The organism is Mucilaginibacter sp. 5C4, from assembly GCF_034345625.1.
Lineage (GTDB): Bacteria > Bacteroidota > Bacteroidia > Sphingobacteriales > Sphingobacteriaceae > Mucilaginibacter > Mucilaginibacter aurantiaciroseus.
On record NZ_CP133775.1, the window covers coordinates 1,022,656 to 1,041,243 of the forward strand.

Sequence of the window (18,588 nt, forward strand, 5' to 3'; positions counted from 1 at the left end):
TAATTCGGTTAAAAATACATTTTTTAATATTAAGCTATATTGCCGCTTCAAATTCAATCGATTTTAATTGATATTTAAGTATGAAAAACGCCCTTATTACTGCAGCAACTAAAGGCATTGGCCGCGCTGTTTCAATTGCTTTTGCTAAACAAGGAATAAACTTATCAATTTGTTCTCGAAACGAGCAAGATTTATTAAATTTTAAACAGGAGCTGCAAGGCATCAACCCCCAAATTACGGTAATAACCATGGTTACGGATTGCAGCAAGCGCGACGAGCTCATAAATTTTGCCGTATTCACCGAGAAAAAGCTGGGTTTCGTCGACATTATTGTGAATAACGTGGGTATGTACAAGCATGTATCTATACTTAACGATAGCGAGGATTCGTTCCAAAAACAGATAGATACCAACCTGCTTCCGGCCTATGAACTGTACCGTTTCTTCGGTAAAACCATGGTTTCTGTCGGTAAAGGGCATATCTTCAATATATGCTCTGTAGCAGCTATAAACCCCGTAGTAGAGGCAGGTATGTATAGTGTAACTAAATATGCACTTTTAGGTCTTAATAAGGTAATGAGGCTCGAAACGCAGGGACATGGTGTTAAAGTAACAGCAGTGATACCGGGGTCAACATTAACAGATTCATGGAACGGTATCGAGGTTGATAAAAACACCATGGTACTCCCCGAAGATGTAGCATCGGCAATAGTAAATATATTAAATATGAGCGCCGGTGCCAATGTTGACGAAGTGGTTATAAAACCTGCGCCGGGCCAGATTTAAAAACCAACATTTAAACTAAAAGACAATGGAAAAGAAACTTTACAGAGACGAACACCGCAAAGTAGTAAGTGGTGTTTGCGCAGGCTTAGCCGAATACTTTGGCATTGATGTATCAATAGTACGTGTAATATTTGTACTGGGCATATTTTTAAAAGGCTTTGTTGTGCTGCCCTATTTTATATTATGGGCAGTATTGCCAAAACGCCCGTTCAACTATAATGAACCATTTAGGCCGGGTGTAACACCGGGCTATAACCCTAACTATCAACAAGCATATGGTGATGTAAAGGTAGATTATACTGTGCCTAACCCGCCATTCCCGGGCCAGCCGTTTCAGCCGGTAAAAAAGGCCTCTAACGTAGGTGTGATGTTTGGTGTGATATTGATAGCCCTTGGTACCATCTTTTTGCTGGACCAGATAGACATCATCCCCGATTTTGATTTTGAAAAATTATGGCCTGTTGTATTGGTAGCTGTTGGCGCAACGCTTATATTTAATACCAAAAAACAACCGTGGGAAAAAGAAGGCTGGGCTGCCGATAAAAAGGAAGCCGATTTTACTGCCCAGCCCAAAACCACAACAACCGAAGAAAACTTAAACGATAACACTCCAACTGTATAATCATGAAAAGCGAAAAAATTGTACCTGGCCTTATCCTGGTCCTGTTAGGAACCGTGTTCCTGTTAGATAATTATAACGTAATAAATTTTCACTGGGGTAACATATGGCACCTATGGCCAATATTCTTGATCATGGGTGGTATAAACCTGGTGTTGGCCAATAATAAAACGGTTTGGGCAGCTGCCCTTAAAATAGGTGTGGTAATATTAGGTTTTGCGCTGCTGATATTCGGGCATTTCGAAAATCGCTGGTTCTCGCCGTTTAACAGCCGGTGGAACTTTAACGATAAAGGCTGGTATAAAGATAATGATGACGACAACGATAACGGAAGCGATAGCACCGGCATTGTAAAGGTAGAAGGTAGCAGTACCTATACCGAGCCTTATGTAGCAACTGCAACGGTTGCCAAGCTTAATATAACCGGTGGCGGTACTTTGTACACCTTAAAGGATACCACCAACCAGCTATTTACAGCCGTAACAAAAGAGCGTTTTAACAGGTATATCTATACACATACCATGGACGGCGCCACACCAGTAATTAATTTGCGCATGAAAGATAAAAAAGGCCATATCGACTGGGATTCAGACAATGGTAATTCTGCTGAAATAAAGCTGAACACAAAGCCAGAATGGGATATCAATATTGATGCTGGGGCTACCGCTCTTGAATTTGATCTTTCGAAATTTAAAATTCAACGGGTTAATATAAACGGTGGTGCGGGTTCTTTTGAAATTAAACTCGGCCAGCCACTTGCAACTACCAACATCGATGTTGAAACCGGTGTATCTAAAGTTGCTATCCAAATACCCCAGAATGCAGCATGCCGTATCACCTCAAATTCCGGCCTATCATCAACAGATTTTATAGATTTTGTTAGCAAAGGCGACAATGTTTATGAAACCCAGGGATTTGAAGCCGCTAAAACTAAAATAATCATCAATATGAAAGGTGGCTTATCTAAATTTAAGGTAAGCAAATATTAATAGTTTTTATTGCCGGATGGAGCAACCAATGTTTAAATTTGAACGCTATGCAACCATCTGGCAATACTAATTTACCGCCTACCACCCATGACGAATATATCCTCGTCATCAACGGTAAACCCAATGGCCCTTTCAGCATTGCCCAATTAAAAGAGCGTAAAATTAAGCCCGGCGATTTTGTAAAGACCCCGGCGATGGACGATTACAAAGAAGCCCATGAAATAGCTGCACTAAGGCAACTTTTTGGTTTTAAAAGGCAACCATTGCCCATGCAATATTTCGGTAGTTTCGATCAGCGGGCTATTGCTGCAGTTATAGATTGGCTTATTGTGTTAGCAGTATTTGTACTGGCCGCTTTTGTGGTGATGCTGATTTTATTGTTAGCCCTCCCGGGGAGTGAAAACCAGGTGCTGCGCATTGGCATCACCATAGGCATCGTAGCCTTAACACCCATTGCTAAGGTCATCTACAATGTACAATTGGAAAGCGGCTCCAAGCGCGGCACAATAGGCAAGCAGTTAATGAAGATCCGCGTGTGCGACCTATACGGCGAGCAGATAACCTCCGGCCAGGCCATTGGCCGTAACCTTGGCAAATACCTTTCCACAGCTACATTTTTTATTGGTTATATCATGTGCTTCTTCACCGCCAAACAACAATGCCTGCACGATATGCTGGCGGATACCGTGGTGATCAAGGACAGGCTCGACTCGTAGCACTATAAAATATGTCAGTCTGAGCCTGTCGAAGACTTCTGCGAGAGGCTAATGGTTCGACAAGCTCACCATGACAACCTTACCTGTTCAATAACACACCCCTAACCCCTTTCAAGAGGGGAACAAAAAAATAGCGATGGATATTTTACCCATCGCTATTAAATCATGTAAACTAATAACCGTACTAAACCGCGTCAGAGAGTGAACTAAACGTAAAGTCCCTTATCCGCATTGGCGGGATCAGGGCGCTTTGGCTGCTTTCGCCGCTAACGGTGCGCTCGCTTTTGCCAAGGGCATCCAGGTTGTTCAGCATTATAACAGGGCTCTCGTTAAAGCGCATGTTTTTTATCGGGAACTTGATCTTACCGTTCTCTATGTAAAAAGTACCATCGCGGGTAAGGCCGGTATACAGCAGGGTTTGTGGGTCAACCGGGCGTATGTACCACAGGCGGGTAACCAATATGCCTTTTTCGGTACCTTTTATCAGGTCTTCCAGGCTTTGTGTGCCACCTTCCATAATAATGTTGGCTGCGCCCGGCACAGGTTTTACACCCTTCTTTTGCGCCCAGTATCGCGAATAGCTAAAGTTTTTGATAACCCCCTTTTCTATCAGGCTCATCTTATCTAAAGGCATGCCTTCGCCGTCGTAAGTAGCAGCTGGCAGGTCGGGGTTGGTAGGGTCGGCGTAGATGTTGATGCGCTCGTCAACCAGTTTTTCGCCAAGGCGGGTTTTACCGCCCGGTTTGCTTAAAAAGCTGCGGCCCTCGTCTGCACTGCGGGCATCAAGGCTACCGTATAGTTGCTCTAATAATACAATGCCTGCGGCAGGCTCCAATATTACGGTGTACTTGCCCGGTTCAATGGCTTTAGCGCCAACAGAGCCGGCTGCTTTTTTAGCCGCTATTAACGAGAAGGCATTAACATCCAGCTTGCTAACGTCGTTATAATCCTTAGTAACATAACCCGAGCCTTGCCCGTCTGCCGTGCGCATTGTGGCCGAAAAATTAACGTTGGTGCCGCTGTTGTATACAAACAGGCCTTTAGAGTTCATCATGGCGCTGCTGGCACAACTGTCTTGCAAAAAGCCGGCGGCTATCAACTTGTTCTGTTTAGATATGTTTAGGCTGTCCTCCACCCATTTGCTGCGCTGTGCAGGTGTAATAGCCGCTGTTGCCTCTACAAAAGTTTTGCCGTGGGCGGGGTAGGTTTGTGGCCCAAGCATGGGCATATACTCCGGGTTATCGGGTGCAAAATGCGCCAGTTCTTCAGCGCGTTTTACCGCTTTTTGTAACGAATCGTCGCTGTAATCATTCAACGTAATAACGCCCAGCTTTTTGCCAAAGGCCGATGATATAGACATGCTGCTGCTGCTGATAGCGCCGCTGGTTGATACGTTGTTACGGGCAAAGCGTACGTTTGCCGAATCTGAACTGTAAATGCTAACCTGGCATTCATCAGCTTTTGAATAGCTAAGCACCTTTTTTAACAGGGTGCGGCATTCGTTTTCAGTTAATATTGCCATGTTATATTTTTCTTGCTGTGTTAATTACGTTAACCCCGTTAAAACGGGCTGTTGATGAACCATGAGATACCGCGCTTGATTGCATTGGCTGGCCCTTGCCGTCAAAGAAAGATCCGCCCAAACGGTAATCGTCCTTATCGCAAACAGCTGTACAGGAATTCCAGAACTCCTGCGTGTTGGCCTGGTAGGCAACATCGTTTAGCATGCCTACTATTTTACCATTTTTGATCTCGTAATAAAGCTGCCCGCTAAACTGGAAGTTATAACGTTGCTGATCTATAGAGAACGAGCTATCGCCGATGATGTAAATTCCTTTCTCCACATTCTTGATCATATCCGCGGGTGACATTTTCTCCTTGCCCGGTTGTAGCGAGATATTCGGCATACGTTGGAACTGTACATCTTTCCAGCTTTGCGCGTAGCAGCAGCCTTGCGATTCTTTTAGCCCGATGATGTGCGCCTGGTCGCGGATGGCCTGGTAATTAACCAGTATCCCGTCCTTAATAATATCCCACTGTTTGGTGCCTACGCCCTCGTCATCATAACCAACCGCGCCAAGCGAACCCGGCTGCAGCTTATCAGCCACAATGTTTACGTTTTTACTGCCGAAGTTGAACTTGCCCGTTTTCCACTTATCTAAAGTTAAGAAACTGGTACCGGCAAAGTTGGCCTCGTAACCCAGCACACGGTCAAGTTCTGATGGGTGGCCTACCGATTCATGTATGGTTAGCCACAGGTGACTTGGATCAAGCACCAGGTCGTATTTGCCCGGCTCTACCGTTTTTGCCTTTAGCTTTTCGGCAACCTGCAATGCTGCCGCGCCTGCATCTTCCAGCATATCGTAGCGGTCGCGGTAAAGGGTGGTTTGGCTTTTTATCTTTTCGCTTGCCTTAGGCATCAGGTATTCGTAACCCATGCCGCGCGGTGCGCTAAGCGAGCTGCGGGTTTCAAACTTGCCGCTCTTGTCGTCTATTTTGGTAACCCCAAATACCGGCCAAATGCGGTGGATATCCTGGTCTATGTATGAGCCATCGGTAGAGGCAAAGTATTTCTGCTCGTTCACCAAAAACAACACCGAGTTAACGTAGTTGGCGCCGTTTTTAAAGGCAGCGTCGTTTACAGATAACAGCAGGTCGGTTTTTTCTTTCATGGGCACCTCAAAGGCGTTACGCTCTATCGGGGTTTTCCAGGTAACCTCGCCGTAGCCCTTTTGCGGGGCAAGCTGTACCGGCTCGCTTTGTATGCGCGAGTTCTCTTTGGCAATGGCAACGGCGGTTTCGGCAGCGCGTGCAATGCTATCGTTATCCAGCTTATCTGTAGCGGCAAAGCCCCAGCAGCCGTTGGCAATAACGCGGATGCCCATGCCGTAGCTTTCGGTATCAACAATATTTTCAATGTTTTTATCGCGGGTAACCACAAACTCGTTCAGGTAGCGGCCAAGGCGCACATCCGTATAGGTAGCGCCTTTAGCGCGGGCAGCATTAAGGGCCACATCGCTCATGCGTTTTTTTATAGCCACATCAACATCGCGCATGCGCGTGCCGGGCACAATGGGCGAACCCACCGCCGAAAACTGGCTAAGCATAGATGCACTAATGCCCATGCCCGTAAGGTAAAGGAAGTCTTTTCTTTTCAAAACGATATGATTAAAGCCTAAATATAGCGATTAAAGGAAGATGTGCAAATATGCGGTTATGCGGATATGCAAATGTGCAGATGGTTTTAAGTTCCCCCTCTTGAGAGGGGTTAGGGGTGTGTTTTATACAAGCGACGTGTGTCTGCTCAATCACTAATGAACAAGTGAACTAATGAACCAACAAGAAAAGCAATTGCAGTGGTGTTTCGGTTGGGGTAGCCCCTCCGTTAGCCAACGGATATACATGGTCTACGCTGCTATCGGGTTTAGGTGGGGTTGGTTGGTTGTGAAGGTAGAGGCACACGCGGTGGGCGAGCGCCAGCAAGGGGGGTGGCTGAATATTGTCTGAACCTTGATTTATAGGATTATCCAGATTAAGGGATTTTAAAAATCATGGACCTCGGGTAAATCCGCTCAATCCTGGTTCAAAACCAATTGAGCCTGAAGAACCGAACGATGACCCAAAAACTGCGGCATAGTGTAACACACGGGTGGCACCACAACTGATAAAGCACTAACTTTAACAGGGTGTTACCAAGCCGCGACTTTTCTTTGGTTCGTTTCTTTTGAGAGAAAAGAAATGAACATCCACTGACGATTAATACAGCACCGACCATTCCTAACGAAGAACTAATTAACGCCTTATCATATCTAACAAGATTTCTCCTCGTACCTTTTTCGAAATGACAGGGTGGGGGGTAGTTGTCTGAACCTTGATTTATAGGATTATCCAGATTAAGGGATTTTAAAAATCTTGGACATCGGGCAAATTCGTTAAATCCCGGTTCAAGACAATTAAGCCTGACGAACCGAACGATGACCTAAAAACTGCGGCATAGTGTAACACACGGGTGGCACCGCAACTGATAAAGCACTAACTTTAATAGGGTGTTACCAAGCCGCGACTTTTCTTTGGTTCGTTTCTTTTGAGAGAAAAGAAATGAACATCCACTGACGATTAATACAGCACCGACCATTCCTAACGAAGAACTAATTAACGCCTTATCATATCTAACAAGATTTCTCCTCGTACCTTTTTCGAAATGACAGGGTGGGGGGTAGTTGTCTGAACCTTGATTTATAGGATTATCCAGATTAAGGGATTTTAAAAATCTTGGACATCGGGCAAATTCGTTAAATCCCGGTTCAAGACAATTAAGCCTGACGAACCGAACGATGACCTAAAAACTGCGGCATAGTGTAACACACGGGTGGCACCGCAACTGATAAAGCACTAACTTTAACAGGGTGTTACCAAGCCGCGACTTTTCTTTGGTTCGTTTCTTTTGAGAGAAAAGAAATGAACATCCACTGACGATTAATACAGCACCAACCCTTCCTAACGAAGAGCTAATTAACGCCTTATCATATCTAACAAGATTTCTCTTCGTGCCTTTTTCGAAATGACAGGGTGGAGAGTAGTTGCAGCTTGTCCGAACTTTGATCAGGTGCAGAAAGAGGGAGTCCTATACTGCACCGTTTTGTTCATTAAATGGCTTATTCCCCGGCGAAACCAGGGCGAAAAAAAGTCATTTAAGAGCGTAAAAACAAGTGTAATTTTTAAATACAAAGTGGTGGCGCAGTTATGTCAGTACTTAAATTGTTAATTATTTGATTATCAGAATGTTCATGATGTTAGCCGTGTGTTCGCAAGCGTGAACGTGAACATTTTGAGGTGGCAGTGTACCAAAGTCTCTCCGCTAACCAGCGGAGGAGATTTAGAGGGGGCTCTACCTATTGCGTACCAACACGTAGGTTTTAGCGATTTTATCGTGCCAGGCTTGTTTGCGGTCGTCCCAAAGGATGCTGAGGTAGCCTACGCCGAATGCGATGCTTGAAAAAAACTTGCTGAAGTTTCTGCTTAGCGCGCGGCCATACTTTAGCCTGCGGCCATCGGCATCAACCACAACTAAACCGCAAAATCTTTTGCCAAGGCTGCCCTGCAGGGGCGATGCTTCCAGAGCGGAGTGGTAAAAAACATAGGCAAGGAAATTTAACAGGCAGATCTGGACAAACAGGGGCATATCGGCCGAGGTCATGGTATTATCCAGTATCTTTTTGGATAGCGGCGCCGTAATACCCGACGTGAAAAGCGCGAGTACGTAACCTAAAGTAAAGTAGTCGATAAAGTAAGCTAGCAGCCTCCACCAAAAACCGGCAAGGTTATCTTCGGTAGGGAAGTAAATGCCGGTGGCCTCAAAGTAGTTAAAAAACTCGGGCAGGTCTGCCGCGCGTTGCCAGTCGTCGGCCCCCGGGGATAGCACCATGGTATCTAAATCGATACCCATTTCCGTCAATTCTTCTAAAGTAAAAGGGCCTTTTTCTTCGTTGCCCTGCGATATGTGGTAACCGTCTGTCATGCGTGTTTTAAAACTTGGCGAAAGGTAAGCAAAATTGGCGTTACCCGTTCAGGAATTCATGGCGTAAACAATAATGTTCACCCCAAATTTGGTGTTATCTTCTGCCAGGAAGCGTTTGTTGCGGTAGTCGTAATCCCACTCGCAGCCGTAATCTTTACTGCTGTACAGCACCCCTATGCGGCCATTTATTTCAATGGCTTTAAGGTAATCGTGCACCAGGTCGTCGCCCCAGCCGTTCAGCTCAAAGGAGGTGGTAGGCGGGCCTTTCTCAAACTTAAAAAAGGAACTGTACAACTTATGGTTATTGGGAATTTTTTTCATGGCAGCAGGCCCAAACAAAGCCGCTATTTGCGCCTCGAAAGATTTGGCGAACAGCCCATCGATATCGTGGTTGCAATCGTCTACAAACACAAAACCCCCGTTTTGCACATACTTTTTAAAGTTGGCTTTCTCCTTTGCATCAAACTGAACCAGCTTATGCCCGCTGAGGTAGCAAAAGGGGTAGGCAAAAATATCATCGCTGCTTAGCGGGATAACCTTCTCATGCTCGTCGATAGGGATGGTGGTGTACTCCAGCAGGGAATTGAGCAGGTTGGAGGGCATACGCTGATCGGTATCCCAATCGCCGCTGTGGTAGCTTAACCTTGTAAAAGTGAATTTTTGCCCGTATGCCATTTATAAGTAGATCCCGATAGTAATCGGGATTAAAATTAAGACAAAAATCCTGCCCGCTTAAATTAATAAACCGATGATGTTGTAAAGTTTTAGATACTTTGTTGAGATTTTGACAAAAAAGCATGGTATTTAAGTTAAAGGGTAATATCTTGTAGCCTCATTAGCCTCACCCCGGCCCTCTCCAAAGGAGATGGAGTTTGTAAGTGGGTTTATAAAGCCTCCTCTCCAAAGGAGAGGGTTGGGGTGAGGCCGAAATACAAACACATTGGAACTTACCGAGAAAAATATACAAGCCCTGCTACAAAAACTGCCTCAGTTAAAAACCGAGATCCAGAAGGTAATTGTGGGGCAGGATGCCATTTTGGATGAATTGCTGGTGGCATTTTTAGCCGGCGGGCATTGCCTGTTAGAGGGTGTACCGGGGTTGGCAAAAACGCTGATCGTTAAAACCATGTCGCAGGCTTTGCATTTGGCGTTCAGGCGCATCCAGTTTACGCCAGATCTGATGCCTACGGATATCATCGGCACCGAGATATTGGAGGAAGACCACGCAACGGGCAAACGCTTTTTTAAGTTTAATAAAGGCCCGCTATTCGCCAATATTATCCTGGCCGATGAGATCAACCGGACGCCGCCTAAAACACAGGCGGCATTGTTGGAGGCCATGCAGGAATTTGAGGTAACCTATGGCGGGCAAACCTACCCGCTGGATAAGCCTTTCTTTATCCTGGCTACCCAAAACCCCATAGAGCAGGCAGGAACTTACCCGCTGCCCGAGGCACAACTCGACAGGTTTTTATTGCTGATTAAAATTGGCTACCCAACCCCCGAAGAAGAATTTGCGATACTAAACCGCACCACCGGCACCAAAAAAGCCGATGTGCAAGCCGTAATAACCGCCGAAGAAATTATACAGGCGCAAGCCCTGGTAAGGCAGGTAACCATTAACGAAGACCTAACACGCTACGTAAGCGAACTGATCCGTGCTACCCGCCCCGATACTACCACCGTTGCTTATATAAAGGAATGGGTACGCTGGGGTGCAGGCCCGCGCGCAGGGCAGGCGTTGATATTAACTGCCAAAGCAAGGGCTTTGCTAAAAGGCAGGTATTCGGTACTGATGGAGGATATCCACGCCATGGCCCCGGCCGTGTTAAGGCACCGCATACTCATGAACTTTAAAGCCGAGGCAGAAGGCATCAACTCTGACAGGGTAACCGAGGAGTTGATAAAAGTGGTTGAACGTAAAGGCGCGCTGTAGCCTCAGCCTGCCCTCTCTCCGGAGGAGAGGGTTCTAATAAATTATGCGTGCTAATCTTTAATTAACCGATCTCTGATCACTCACCATGCTTAACCCTAAAGTATTAATGACCATTAAGGATTTGCCATTATTGGCGAAGACGGTTATTGATGGCTTTATGAACGGGTTTAACAAAAGCAAGGTAAAGGGCCCCGGACTGGAGTTTAGCCAGTACCGCAGCTACCAACCGGGCGACGACCTGCGCTGGCTGGACTGGCGCATGTTTGCCCGCAGCGACAGGTACTACATCCGCGAATCGGAAGTGGAAACGAGTATCTCCGTAAGGTTTTTGGTGGATGCCAGCGCATCTATGAACCATGATGATGACGGGGTTAAAAAGATAGCATATGCCAAAGCATTAACGGCTTCATTAGCCTACCTAGCCAACCTACAGGGCGATTCTGTTGCTTTGAATATATTTAAAGATGGCGAACTATTCTCGATGCCCTCTAAGCCAGATCCGCAGCATTTGCAGCGCTTGTTTTATAATTTGCAACAAGTTGACCCGGCAGGTGCGTTTACTAAGCCGGTGCATTATCAAGAGCTTTTTGCAGGCAACGGCCGCAAGGAACTATTGGTTTTTGTGACCGATATGTACCAGGCGGATGGTGAGATAAACGCGCTGCTCAATTCCTTATCCGCCTTACGGCACGAGATCATCGTGTTCCACCTGATTGGGCAAAACGAACTTGATTTTGATTTTAAAGGGTTCTCTACCCTCGAAGACCTGGAAACCGGCCAAACTATCCAGGTAAACACCCAGGGCGCAAAAGATAATTATAAAGAGCGTTTGCAGGAACATTTAGCGGCTATAAAAAGCAACCTCGCGGCCAAACGCATCGTATATCAAATGGTGAGCACGCAGCAACCTTTGGACGAGGCCTTGCGGGTATTTTTGGTACAGCGTAAAAAGGGGGCGAGATAGGCATGCAGTTTTTAAACCCCATATGGTTTTTTGCACTGGCCGCGCTCAGCATTCCGGTTATTATCCACTTGTGGAATGTAAGGCCGGGAAAAACGCTTAAGGTTGGTAGCATTTCGCTTATTACGGAGGCCTCTAAAAGCAGCAGCCGCAGTTTTAAGCTGCTGGATATTTTACTGCTGATACTGCGTTGTTTATTGCTGGCCTTATTGGCGATGCTACTGGCTTCGCCGGTTTGGCAAAAGGGGGCATCAACTAAAATGGTTAAAGGCTGGTTGCTCATCCCGAAGGAGAATTTTAAAGAAATATATCAAAAATTTAAACCCGTGGTCGATTCACTAAATAAGGCCGGTTACGAGTTCCATTATTTTGATAGAGGATTTGCAAAGAACGATTTGAACAAGTTATTGACCGATACCACTATAAATGATACCGCCACAAAAGCCAATTACTGGAGCCTGATCAAGGCTTTGGATAGCAAGGTTTCGTCGGCTATGCCGTTGTATGTTTTTACGCCGAATGGTATGAACTATTATAAAGGCAGCAAACCACAAGTAGATTTGAACCTGCGTTGGCAAACCTACACTGCTGCCGATTCGGTGAGCAAATGGATCGCCTCGGCATCGCTAACAAATAGCGGTTCCATAAAAGTAACAGTTGGCAACAGCAACCCTGCGGGGACAAGTTACAGCAATCAAATATTGCAGAATGGTGGCAGCGGCGACATCAGCGTTAGCACTCCAAACGGACAGCCATCAGTCAGTTTAAAAGGTGCGAATAGTATTGCTGTTGATACCAGCGCCACGCGCATAGCGATCTATACCGATAAGTATGCGGTTGATGCCAGTTACTTGAAAGCGGCGCTATTAGCAGCAGTTAACTTTAGCGGAAGGAAAGCTGTTGTTAAACAATATAGTAGCTCGTTACAAATACCCGGCGGACAAACCTGGTTGTTTTGGTTATCCGACCAAACGGTAAGCAGTTCTGCAAAAAGCAGTAAGCATATTTTTAAGTATGAGGCCGGTAAGGTCATTGATGCAAATACCTGGATAGAGCCGGGGCATATCGCGTTAGCAAAATCCATCAATCCAAAAAAGAATGAAGAAGCAATTTGGAAGGATGGTTTCGGCAAGCCGGTATTAGGGTTAGATGGCAATACTTATCATTTCTACAGCCATTTTAACCCGCTTTGGAATGAATTGGTTTGGAGCGACGCATTCCCAAAAATGATCTTGAAGCTGATAGAAAAGGACGTCGTTCAGCCCGCACAATACGATAAACGGGTACTTAGCAACGCGCAAATCCAGCCCAATAAAGCAACCGAAAATAAAACGATCTCATCAGCTAAATCAACAGAACTTATAGCCTTGTCGCACTATTTCTGGCTGTTATTAGTAGCAATTTTTATTGCCGAGCGCATCCTCGCACATAAAACTAAAACCATAAGTAATGGCTGAGCAGGGCGGGATATATAAAATACAAGGCCTGCGCCGGCGATGGATAATTTACCAGGTGCTGGAGGATGTGCTATACTCACTGTACGCAGCCTTATATGTGGGTGCGCTTGTGTATTATTTATGGTCGCCAAATTTGGTGTATGGGCTCATCACCTTCCCAATTGCCTTTGCCATTTTATTGGCTATTAATCGCCCATGGCGAATGACGGACGAGAAGATAGCCGCGTTTCTCAACAAAGAATATCCGGAGTTACAGGAAAGTAGCCAGCTATTATTGTTGCCTGCGGATGAATTGAACCTGTTACAAGTTATTGCCTCATCAAAAACGGCGTCTGTTTTAACAGATCTGAAAATATCACATAAGCCATTCGCCAAACGATTGGTAACCGCATTCTTCTTTTTGATTATCGCTACAGGTTTGATATGGGGATTAGGCAAGATCTTCCATATCGAGCGGGTATTTTATGGGCCAAATCGGCCCGTTGCAGTATGCGCACCCGGCACAATGGATATGGCCGAAAATGTTTTGCCGCAAATAAGCAGTGTGGAAATTACGGTCACGCCGCCCGCTTATACAGGCAAAGCCAGGCGCGTGCAGGATAAGTTTAACCTTTCGGCAGAAGAAGGGGGAGCCGTTAGCTGGATTATTAAAACCAACATCGCTGTCAAGAAAATTGCTATACAGTTTATTAAGAATGGTGAAATTGCATTACAAAGCAATAAAAAACATACTGAATGGCATGCTTCTAAACAAATTGTTAAGCCGGGTTTTTATCAGGTGAGTATCGATGGTAAATTATCTGACTATTATTATATCCAAATGGTTAAGGACGTTGCGCCGGTTATTCATATTAAATCGCCAAAACAATATACTTATATAGATGCAGGCGAGGCGCCAAAAGTTACCATAAACGCCACCCTGAATGATGATTATGGCATTGCAGCATCTACCATTATAGTAACCGTTGCCAAAGGCCGGGGTGAGGGTGTGAAATTTAAAGAATATAAGCTGAGTTTTGCGGAAGGTTTTGATGCGCATAAACCGAAATACGATCTGCAAAAACTAATAAACCTGCCAAGCCTGGATATGCAGCCCGGAGACGAACTTTATTTTTACGTGCAGGCACAGGATACGCACAAGCAGCTTAGTCGTACCGATGTGTATACCGTAAGTATACAGGATACTGCTGAATTGCTGAGCATGAACGGTGTGCTCTCCGGTGTAAATGTTAAACCCGAATTTTTTAGGAGCGAGCGGCAAATAATTATTGATGCCGAGCAATTGCTGAAAGATAAGGACAGCATCAGCGTAGAGAAATTTAATGCACGAAGTAACGATCTGGGCATAGACCAGAAACTGTTAAGACTGCGTTACGGCAAGTTTTTAGGCGAAGAAGGTGAAGATGCCATTGGTGCGCCAAATAATGACCCCGCCAACCCGGCAGATTTTAGTAACGCCGCAAAGATCCTGAAAGAATACACCGACGACCACGATAATGCCGAAGATGCAGGCTTTTTTGAGCCGAACATCAAAGCCCAGCTAAAAGCCACCCTCACCGAGATGTGGAAGGCCGAATTACAGATGCGCCTTTACAAACCACAGGCCGCCCTACCTTTCGCTTACAAAGCGTTGCGATTACTGAAAGATCTGCAACAAAAGTCACGTTCATACGTAGCCAAAACAGCTTACAACCCCGCGCCGCTAAAGCCCGGGAAACGATTGAGTGGCGAACTGGACAAGATCATCCAACCCATAAACAAACAGGAAATAAAAGCCCCGGCAGACCAGTTGGAGGCGCTTAAAAAAGCGGTGAATGTATTGGAAGGTTTAAAGAGCAACCCGGCGCTTAGTCAGGCCGATAACAGGACGCTCCGGTTAGCTAACCAGGAACTAAGTGTGAGGGCATCGGCACAACCCGGCGTTTATTTGTTGGCTTTGAATGCCATGCGCAGGATCTTATCGGCACCAAAGGCAAACCTTGCAGATGTAAATACGGTAGAACGTGCCCTACAAAAAACGCTAAGAGCACTCAAAGCAATGCCATCATCTCAGGGAACTTCCGCGGATATGGGCCTCTCCAAACAGTATTATAAGAACTTAAAACAAGCCAACCGTTAATGCAAGCCAACTGGACATATCTCGTTATCGCGCTGTGCATTGTGCTGGCTTTGGGCTTTGTATGGCAGGAGTACAGGCGTGCCAATAAACGATATGTATGGCTGCGGATGCTGGCGGTGCTTATCGCGATAGCATCATTAGCATGTATTACTTTGCCGATTGCTTACAATGACTCGGTAACAAAATCTGACGAACATAAATCCATTTTGCTCACCGATGGGTTTGATGCGGATAGTATCAAATCTACAGATACCAATTTGGTTACGACAGAGGCTGCAATTAAGAAAGCCTACCCCAAAGCCAAACTCATTAATGGTTTAGATGAGCTGAACAAAACGGATAAGCTGCACATTTATGGTTACGGATTACGTGCAGATGAGTTAGCACAACTGAATAGTCGGCCATTCGTATTTCATCACGCGAAAGCACCATCCGGTATTAATAATGTAAATTGGAACGGCCACCTAAAAGCGGGTGAAGCCCTACATGTGCAGGGCACCTACAACAATCCATCGGCACAAAAAATAAAATTGATTTTAAGTGGATTGAACACGGGTTTAGATTCGGTAATGCTGCCGCCGAATGCACAAACGGAGTTTGACCTAAGCGCCATCCCAAAAACCACAGGTAAGATGGTGTTTAATTTACGTGCCGATACCGCTTTGCAGGGAAGCATCCCCGTTCAAATATCGCCTGTTAAACCGCTAAAAGTTTTAATGCTTTCGGCTTCGCCGGATTTTGAGAGCAAATTTTTAAAGAACTGGCTTACTGAGAATGGCTACTCCGTTGTCCTGCGATCTGCCATTAGTAAAGGCAAATTCAACATCGAATATATTAATATAGCACAATTCAGTCTGGATAAACTATCCACCCAAACGTTGAATAAATTTGATGTAGTAATAGGCGACCTATCAGTTTTAAATGGATTGACCCCGGCAGGAAGCGGTGCGCTTAAACAGGCTGTTGCCGATAATGGGCTTGGACTAATTGTACGTGCGGATAGCACCGGTAAAAGATCATGGCTGCAAGCACAGTTCCTGGTAGACAGGCCTGCGGGTAAAGAACCAGAACCCGCTTTGCTCATCATCAATGGTAAAAAAAGCGCAGGCAAATTGGGTTACGGGCTGGCGCATATTGTTTATCAAAACGGCACCCAGCCCTTGATTAAAACCGCGCAGGAAAAAGTTTTGGCAAGCAGTGCCATATCCGGCTCAGGAAAGGTTGTGTTTACCACATTAAATAATACTTTCAGTTGGATGCTAAGTGGAAATAAGCAGGATTATATGATGTTGTGGTGGGCATTGATTAATAAGGCTGCGCGTAAAGATGATATGAATGAAAGCCAAATTGAATTTATATCCCCACCTTACAAAGGCGAACCTGCTCAACTGCAAATAGCACAGGGTAAAGCAGCCCCCATCACTATCAACAACGAAATCATCGCATCGATACAAAACCCAAATGTACCTTTTGAATACAGCGCGCAATACTGGCCAAAGGCTGCAGGCTGGCAAATTTTGCAGGGTAAAAGCTGGTACGCATTTGCTAATAACGATTGGAGACCAGTACAGGCGGCCAACAAATTATCAGCAACTGAAAAGTATGCCAAGTCGCACGAAATAAGTGGCATTGTAACAAAACAGATACAGCAAAAAGTGCGAATTGATGTTCCGAAAATATATTTTTATATCCTGTTGCTTGCGGCATGTACTTTCCTTTGGGTAGAAACAAAAATCCTCTCCCTGCCCTCTCCAAAGGAGAGGGTTCAAAGAGATTGACAAAAGGCCTCTCCAAAGGAGAGGATTTAGGAGAGGCTATCATTTGAAATTAATTTTTTGGAGGACAAACTTTGAGAAGAAGAGACTTTATTTTTTTAACCGGCGTTGGCGCGGGGGCTATGATGCTGCCGTCGTTAAATGGCTTTGGTAAAAACATTGATGTGCAGCAGGCGCTTGAGGGCGTTGATGTGCGCATCAAAAAAGAACTGGCCGATGTTGGGCTTAACACCGCCAAAAGCGCAGGCGCAAGCTATGCTGATGTGCGCATAGGCCGTTACCTGAACCAGTTTGTAATAACCCGCGAAAACCTCGTAACAAACGTTGCCAATACCGAATCGTATGGTATCGGCATCCGTGTTATTGCCAATGGTTGCTGGGGCTTTGCCGCAACAAACGAGGTAACTAAAGAGGGTATAGCCAAAGCCGCCAAACGTGCCGTTGCCGTTGCCAAGGCTAATGCTAAATTGGGCAGTGCGCCGGTACAACTGGCCCCGCAAAAAGGTTATGGCGAAGTAAGCTGGAAAACACCTATCGAAAAAAACGCCTTTGAGGTGCCTATAAAAGAAAAGGTAGACCTGCTGCTTGGCGCGAATGCCATAGCGATGGGTGGCGGTGCCAACTTTGTAAACTCCACCATATTTGCGGTTAACGAGCAAAAATACTTTGCATCTACAGATGGTTCATACATCGATCAGGATATCCACAGATTATTCCCGTCGTTTAACGTTACCAAGATAGATAGCGCCACAAACTCTTTCCAAACCCGTCGCTCGTTAAGTTCGCCGGTTGGTATGGGTTACGAATACCTGGTGCCGATGGCTTCTGAAACGATTGCCGGGATTACGCCACGCTACAAAAAGCGTTACGATATGATGGAGGATATGAAGTTCGCCACCATACAAGCCGCTGAAAAGATCACCGCCAAAACGGTAGAGCCGGGTAAATATGACCTGGTGCTTGATCCAAGCCACCTTTGGTTAACTATCCACGAATCGGTAGGCCACCCAACCGAACTTGACCGTGTGTTGGGCTACGAAGCCAACTTTGCCGGTACCAGTTTCCTTACTCTGGATAAATGGAAATCGGGCAAGTTTAATTTCGGCAGTAAAAATGTAAACGTAACGGGCGATAAAACCGAAGTTGGTTCGCTTGGTGCGGTTGGTTATGATGATGAAGGCGTTGGTACTAAGAAGTGGGATATCATTAAAGACGGTACGCTGGTAAACTACCAGGCCATCCGCGACCAGGCACATATTATTGGCCTGAAAGAATCGCAGGGATGCTGCTACGCGCAAAGCTGGCAGGATGTACAGTTTCAGCGTATGCCTAACGTATCGTTACAGCCGGGTAAAACGCCGCTTGCGGTTGATGATATGATCAAGAATGTAGAGAAAGGTATCTATATTATTGGTGATGGGTCGTTCTCAATTGATCAGCAACGTTATAACTTCCAGTTTGGCGGGCAACTGTTCTACGAGATAAAACAAGGTAAAATAGTAGGTATGCTTAATGATGTGGCTTACCAGGCCAATACCCAGGAGTTCTGGAACTCGTGCAACGCGGTTTGCGATGAGCGCGATTACCGCCTTGGTGGTTCGTTTAATGATGGTAAGGGCCAGCCGAGCCAGAGCAGCGCAGTATCGCACGGGTCGTCAACAGCAAGGTTTAACGGTGTTAATGTAATTAACACAAAAAGAAAGATCGGATAAC

The 18,588-nt window shown here is 45.6% G+C and carries 14 protein-coding genes; 10 read left to right on the forward strand and 4 right to left on the reverse strand.

Features of this window, described 5'->3' with window-relative positions; all coding sequences use genetic code 11:
* Positions 1 to 80: 80 nt before the first annotated feature.
* Genes RHM67_RS04695 through RHM67_RS04710 form a run of 4 tightly spaced genes read left to right on the forward strand, consistent with a single transcriptional unit; the run spans position 81 to position 3,109 of the window.
* The gene (locus RHM67_RS04695; RefSeq protein WP_322230960.1) at positions 81 to 785 is read left to right on the forward strand and encodes an SDR family oxidoreductase; all 705 of its coding nucleotides are present in this window, start codon (positions 81 to 83) and stop codon (positions 783 to 785) included.
* A gap of 25 nt (positions 786 to 810) precedes the next feature.
* Positions 811 to 1,407 (forward strand): PspC domain-containing protein, encoded by a 597-nt coding sequence (locus RHM67_RS04700; RefSeq protein WP_322230961.1) that lies wholly within the window; start codon positions 811 to 813, stop codon positions 1,405 to 1,407.
* A gap of 2 nt (positions 1,408 to 1,409) precedes the next feature.
* Positions 1,410 to 2,393: a LiaI-LiaF-like domain-containing protein gene (locus RHM67_RS04705; protein ID WP_322230962.1), complete on the forward strand. Its 984-nt coding sequence runs from the start codon at positions 1,410 to 1,412 to the stop codon at positions 2,391 to 2,393.
* A 47-nt stretch (positions 2,394 to 2,440) separates the two neighbouring features.
* Entirely contained in the window at positions 2,441 to 3,109 is a 669-nt protein-coding gene (locus tag RHM67_RS04710; RefSeq protein ID WP_322230963.1) for an RDD family protein, read from the forward strand.
* 184 nt (positions 3,110 to 3,293) lie between these two features.
* Here RHM67_RS04710 and RHM67_RS04715 read toward each other — a convergent pair whose 3' ends face one another.
* The 4 genes from RHM67_RS04715 to RHM67_RS04730 all read right to left on the reverse strand — a co-directional run bounded on the left by RHM67_RS04715 (position 3,294) and on the right by RHM67_RS04730 (position 9,302).
* Positions 3,294 to 4,631 (reverse strand): TldD/PmbA family protein, encoded by a 1,338-nt coding sequence (locus tag RHM67_RS04715; RefSeq protein WP_322230964.1) that lies wholly within the window; start codon positions 4,629 to 4,631, stop codon positions 3,294 to 3,296.
* Position 4,632: 1 nt separating this feature from the next.
* Positions 4,633 to 6,267: a TldD/PmbA family protein gene (locus RHM67_RS04720; RefSeq protein ID WP_322230965.1), complete on the reverse strand. Its 1,635-nt coding sequence runs from the start codon at positions 6,265 to 6,267 to the stop codon at positions 4,633 to 4,635.
* A gap of 1,730 nt (positions 6,268 to 7,997) precedes the next feature.
* Complete coding sequence (locus tag RHM67_RS04725; RefSeq protein WP_322230966.1) at positions 7,998 to 8,627, reverse strand: RDD family protein; 630 nt, start codon at positions 8,625 to 8,627, stop codon at positions 7,998 to 8,000.
* Positions 8,628 to 8,675: 48 nt separating this feature from the next.
* Positions 8,676 to 9,302, reverse strand: coding sequence for a DUF4159 domain-containing protein (locus RHM67_RS04730; RefSeq protein ID WP_322230967.1), 627 nt, complete (start codon positions 9,300 to 9,302; stop codon positions 8,676 to 8,678).
* Between the two features lie 265 nt (positions 9,303 to 9,567).
* On the opposite strand from RHM67_RS04730, the gene RHM67_RS04735 reads away from it, so the two are divergent.
* The 6 genes from RHM67_RS04735 (at position 9,568) to RHM67_RS04760 (ending at position 18,587) form a co-directional block, all read left to right on the forward strand.
* Positions 9,568 to 10,563, forward strand: coding sequence for a MoxR family ATPase (locus RHM67_RS04735; protein ID WP_322230969.1), 996 nt, complete (start codon positions 9,568 to 9,570; stop codon positions 10,561 to 10,563).
* Positions 10,564 to 10,648: 85 nt separating this feature from the next.
* A complete protein-coding gene (locus tag RHM67_RS04740) occupies positions 10,649 to 11,527 on the forward strand; it encodes a DUF58 domain-containing protein (protein ID WP_322230970.1) in 879 nt (292 codons plus the stop codon).
* A 2-nt stretch (positions 11,528 to 11,529) separates the two neighbouring features.
* A complete protein-coding gene (locus RHM67_RS04745; protein ID WP_322230971.1) occupies positions 11,530 to 12,981 on the forward strand; it encodes a BatA domain-containing protein in 1,452 nt (483 codons plus the stop codon).
* Entirely contained in the window at positions 12,974 to 15,100 is a 2,127-nt protein-coding gene (locus RHM67_RS04750; RefSeq protein WP_322230972.1) for a hypothetical protein, read from the forward strand. The genes RHM67_RS04745 and RHM67_RS04750 overlap by 8 nt, the downstream gene beginning before the upstream one ends.
* A complete protein-coding gene (locus RHM67_RS04755) occupies positions 15,100 to 16,878 on the forward strand; it encodes a hypothetical protein (protein ID WP_322230973.1) in 1,779 nt (592 codons plus the stop codon). The genes RHM67_RS04750 and RHM67_RS04755 overlap by 1 nt, the downstream gene beginning before the upstream one ends.
* 71 nt (positions 16,879 to 16,949) lie before the next feature.
* Positions 16,950 to 18,587 (forward strand): TldD/PmbA family protein, encoded by a 1,638-nt coding sequence (locus RHM67_RS04760; RefSeq protein ID WP_322230974.1) that lies wholly within the window; start codon positions 16,950 to 16,952, stop codon positions 18,585 to 18,587.
* The last annotated feature ends 1 nt before the right edge of the window (position 18,588 follow it).

Bases quoted from the DNA above. Each gene is read 5' to 3' on its own strand.
- RHM67_RS04710 (WP_322230963.1), top strand. From the start codon at position 2,441: ATGCAACCATCTGGCAATACTAATTTACCGCCTACCACCCATGACGAA.
- RHM67_RS04750 (WP_322230972.1), top strand. From the start codon at position 12,974: ATGGCTGAGCAGGGCGGGATATATAAAATACAAGGCCTGCGCCGGCGA.
- RHM67_RS04715 (WP_322230964.1), bottom strand. From the start codon at position 4,631: ATGGCAATATTAACTGAAAACGAATGCCGCACCCTGTTAAAAAAGGTG.
- RHM67_RS04725 (WP_322230966.1), bottom strand. From the start codon at position 8,627: ATGACAGACGGTTACCACATATCGCAGGGCAACGAAGAAAAAGGCCCT.
- RHM67_RS04755 (WP_322230973.1), top strand. From the start codon at position 15,100: ATGCAAGCCAACTGGACATATCTCGTTATCGCGCTGTGCATTGTGCTG.
- RHM67_RS04705 (WP_322230962.1), top strand. From the start codon at position 1,410: ATGAAAAGCGAAAAAATTGTACCTGGCCTTATCCTGGTCCTGTTAGGA.
- RHM67_RS04740 (WP_322230970.1), top strand. From the start codon at position 10,649: ATGCTTAACCCTAAAGTATTAATGACCATTAAGGATTTGCCATTATTG.
- RHM67_RS04700 (WP_322230961.1), top strand. From the start codon at position 811: ATGGAAAAGAAACTTTACAGAGACGAACACCGCAAAGTAGTAAGTGGT.
- RHM67_RS04730 (WP_322230967.1), bottom strand. From the start codon at position 9,302: ATGGCATACGGGCAAAAATTCACTTTTACAAGGTTAAGCTACCACAGC.
- RHM67_RS04695 (WP_322230960.1), top strand. From the start codon at position 81: ATGAAAAACGCCCTTATTACTGCAGCAACTAAAGGCATTGGCCGCGCT.
- RHM67_RS04745 (WP_322230971.1), top strand. From the start codon at position 11,530: ATGCAGTTTTTAAACCCCATATGGTTTTTTGCACTGGCCGCGCTCAGC.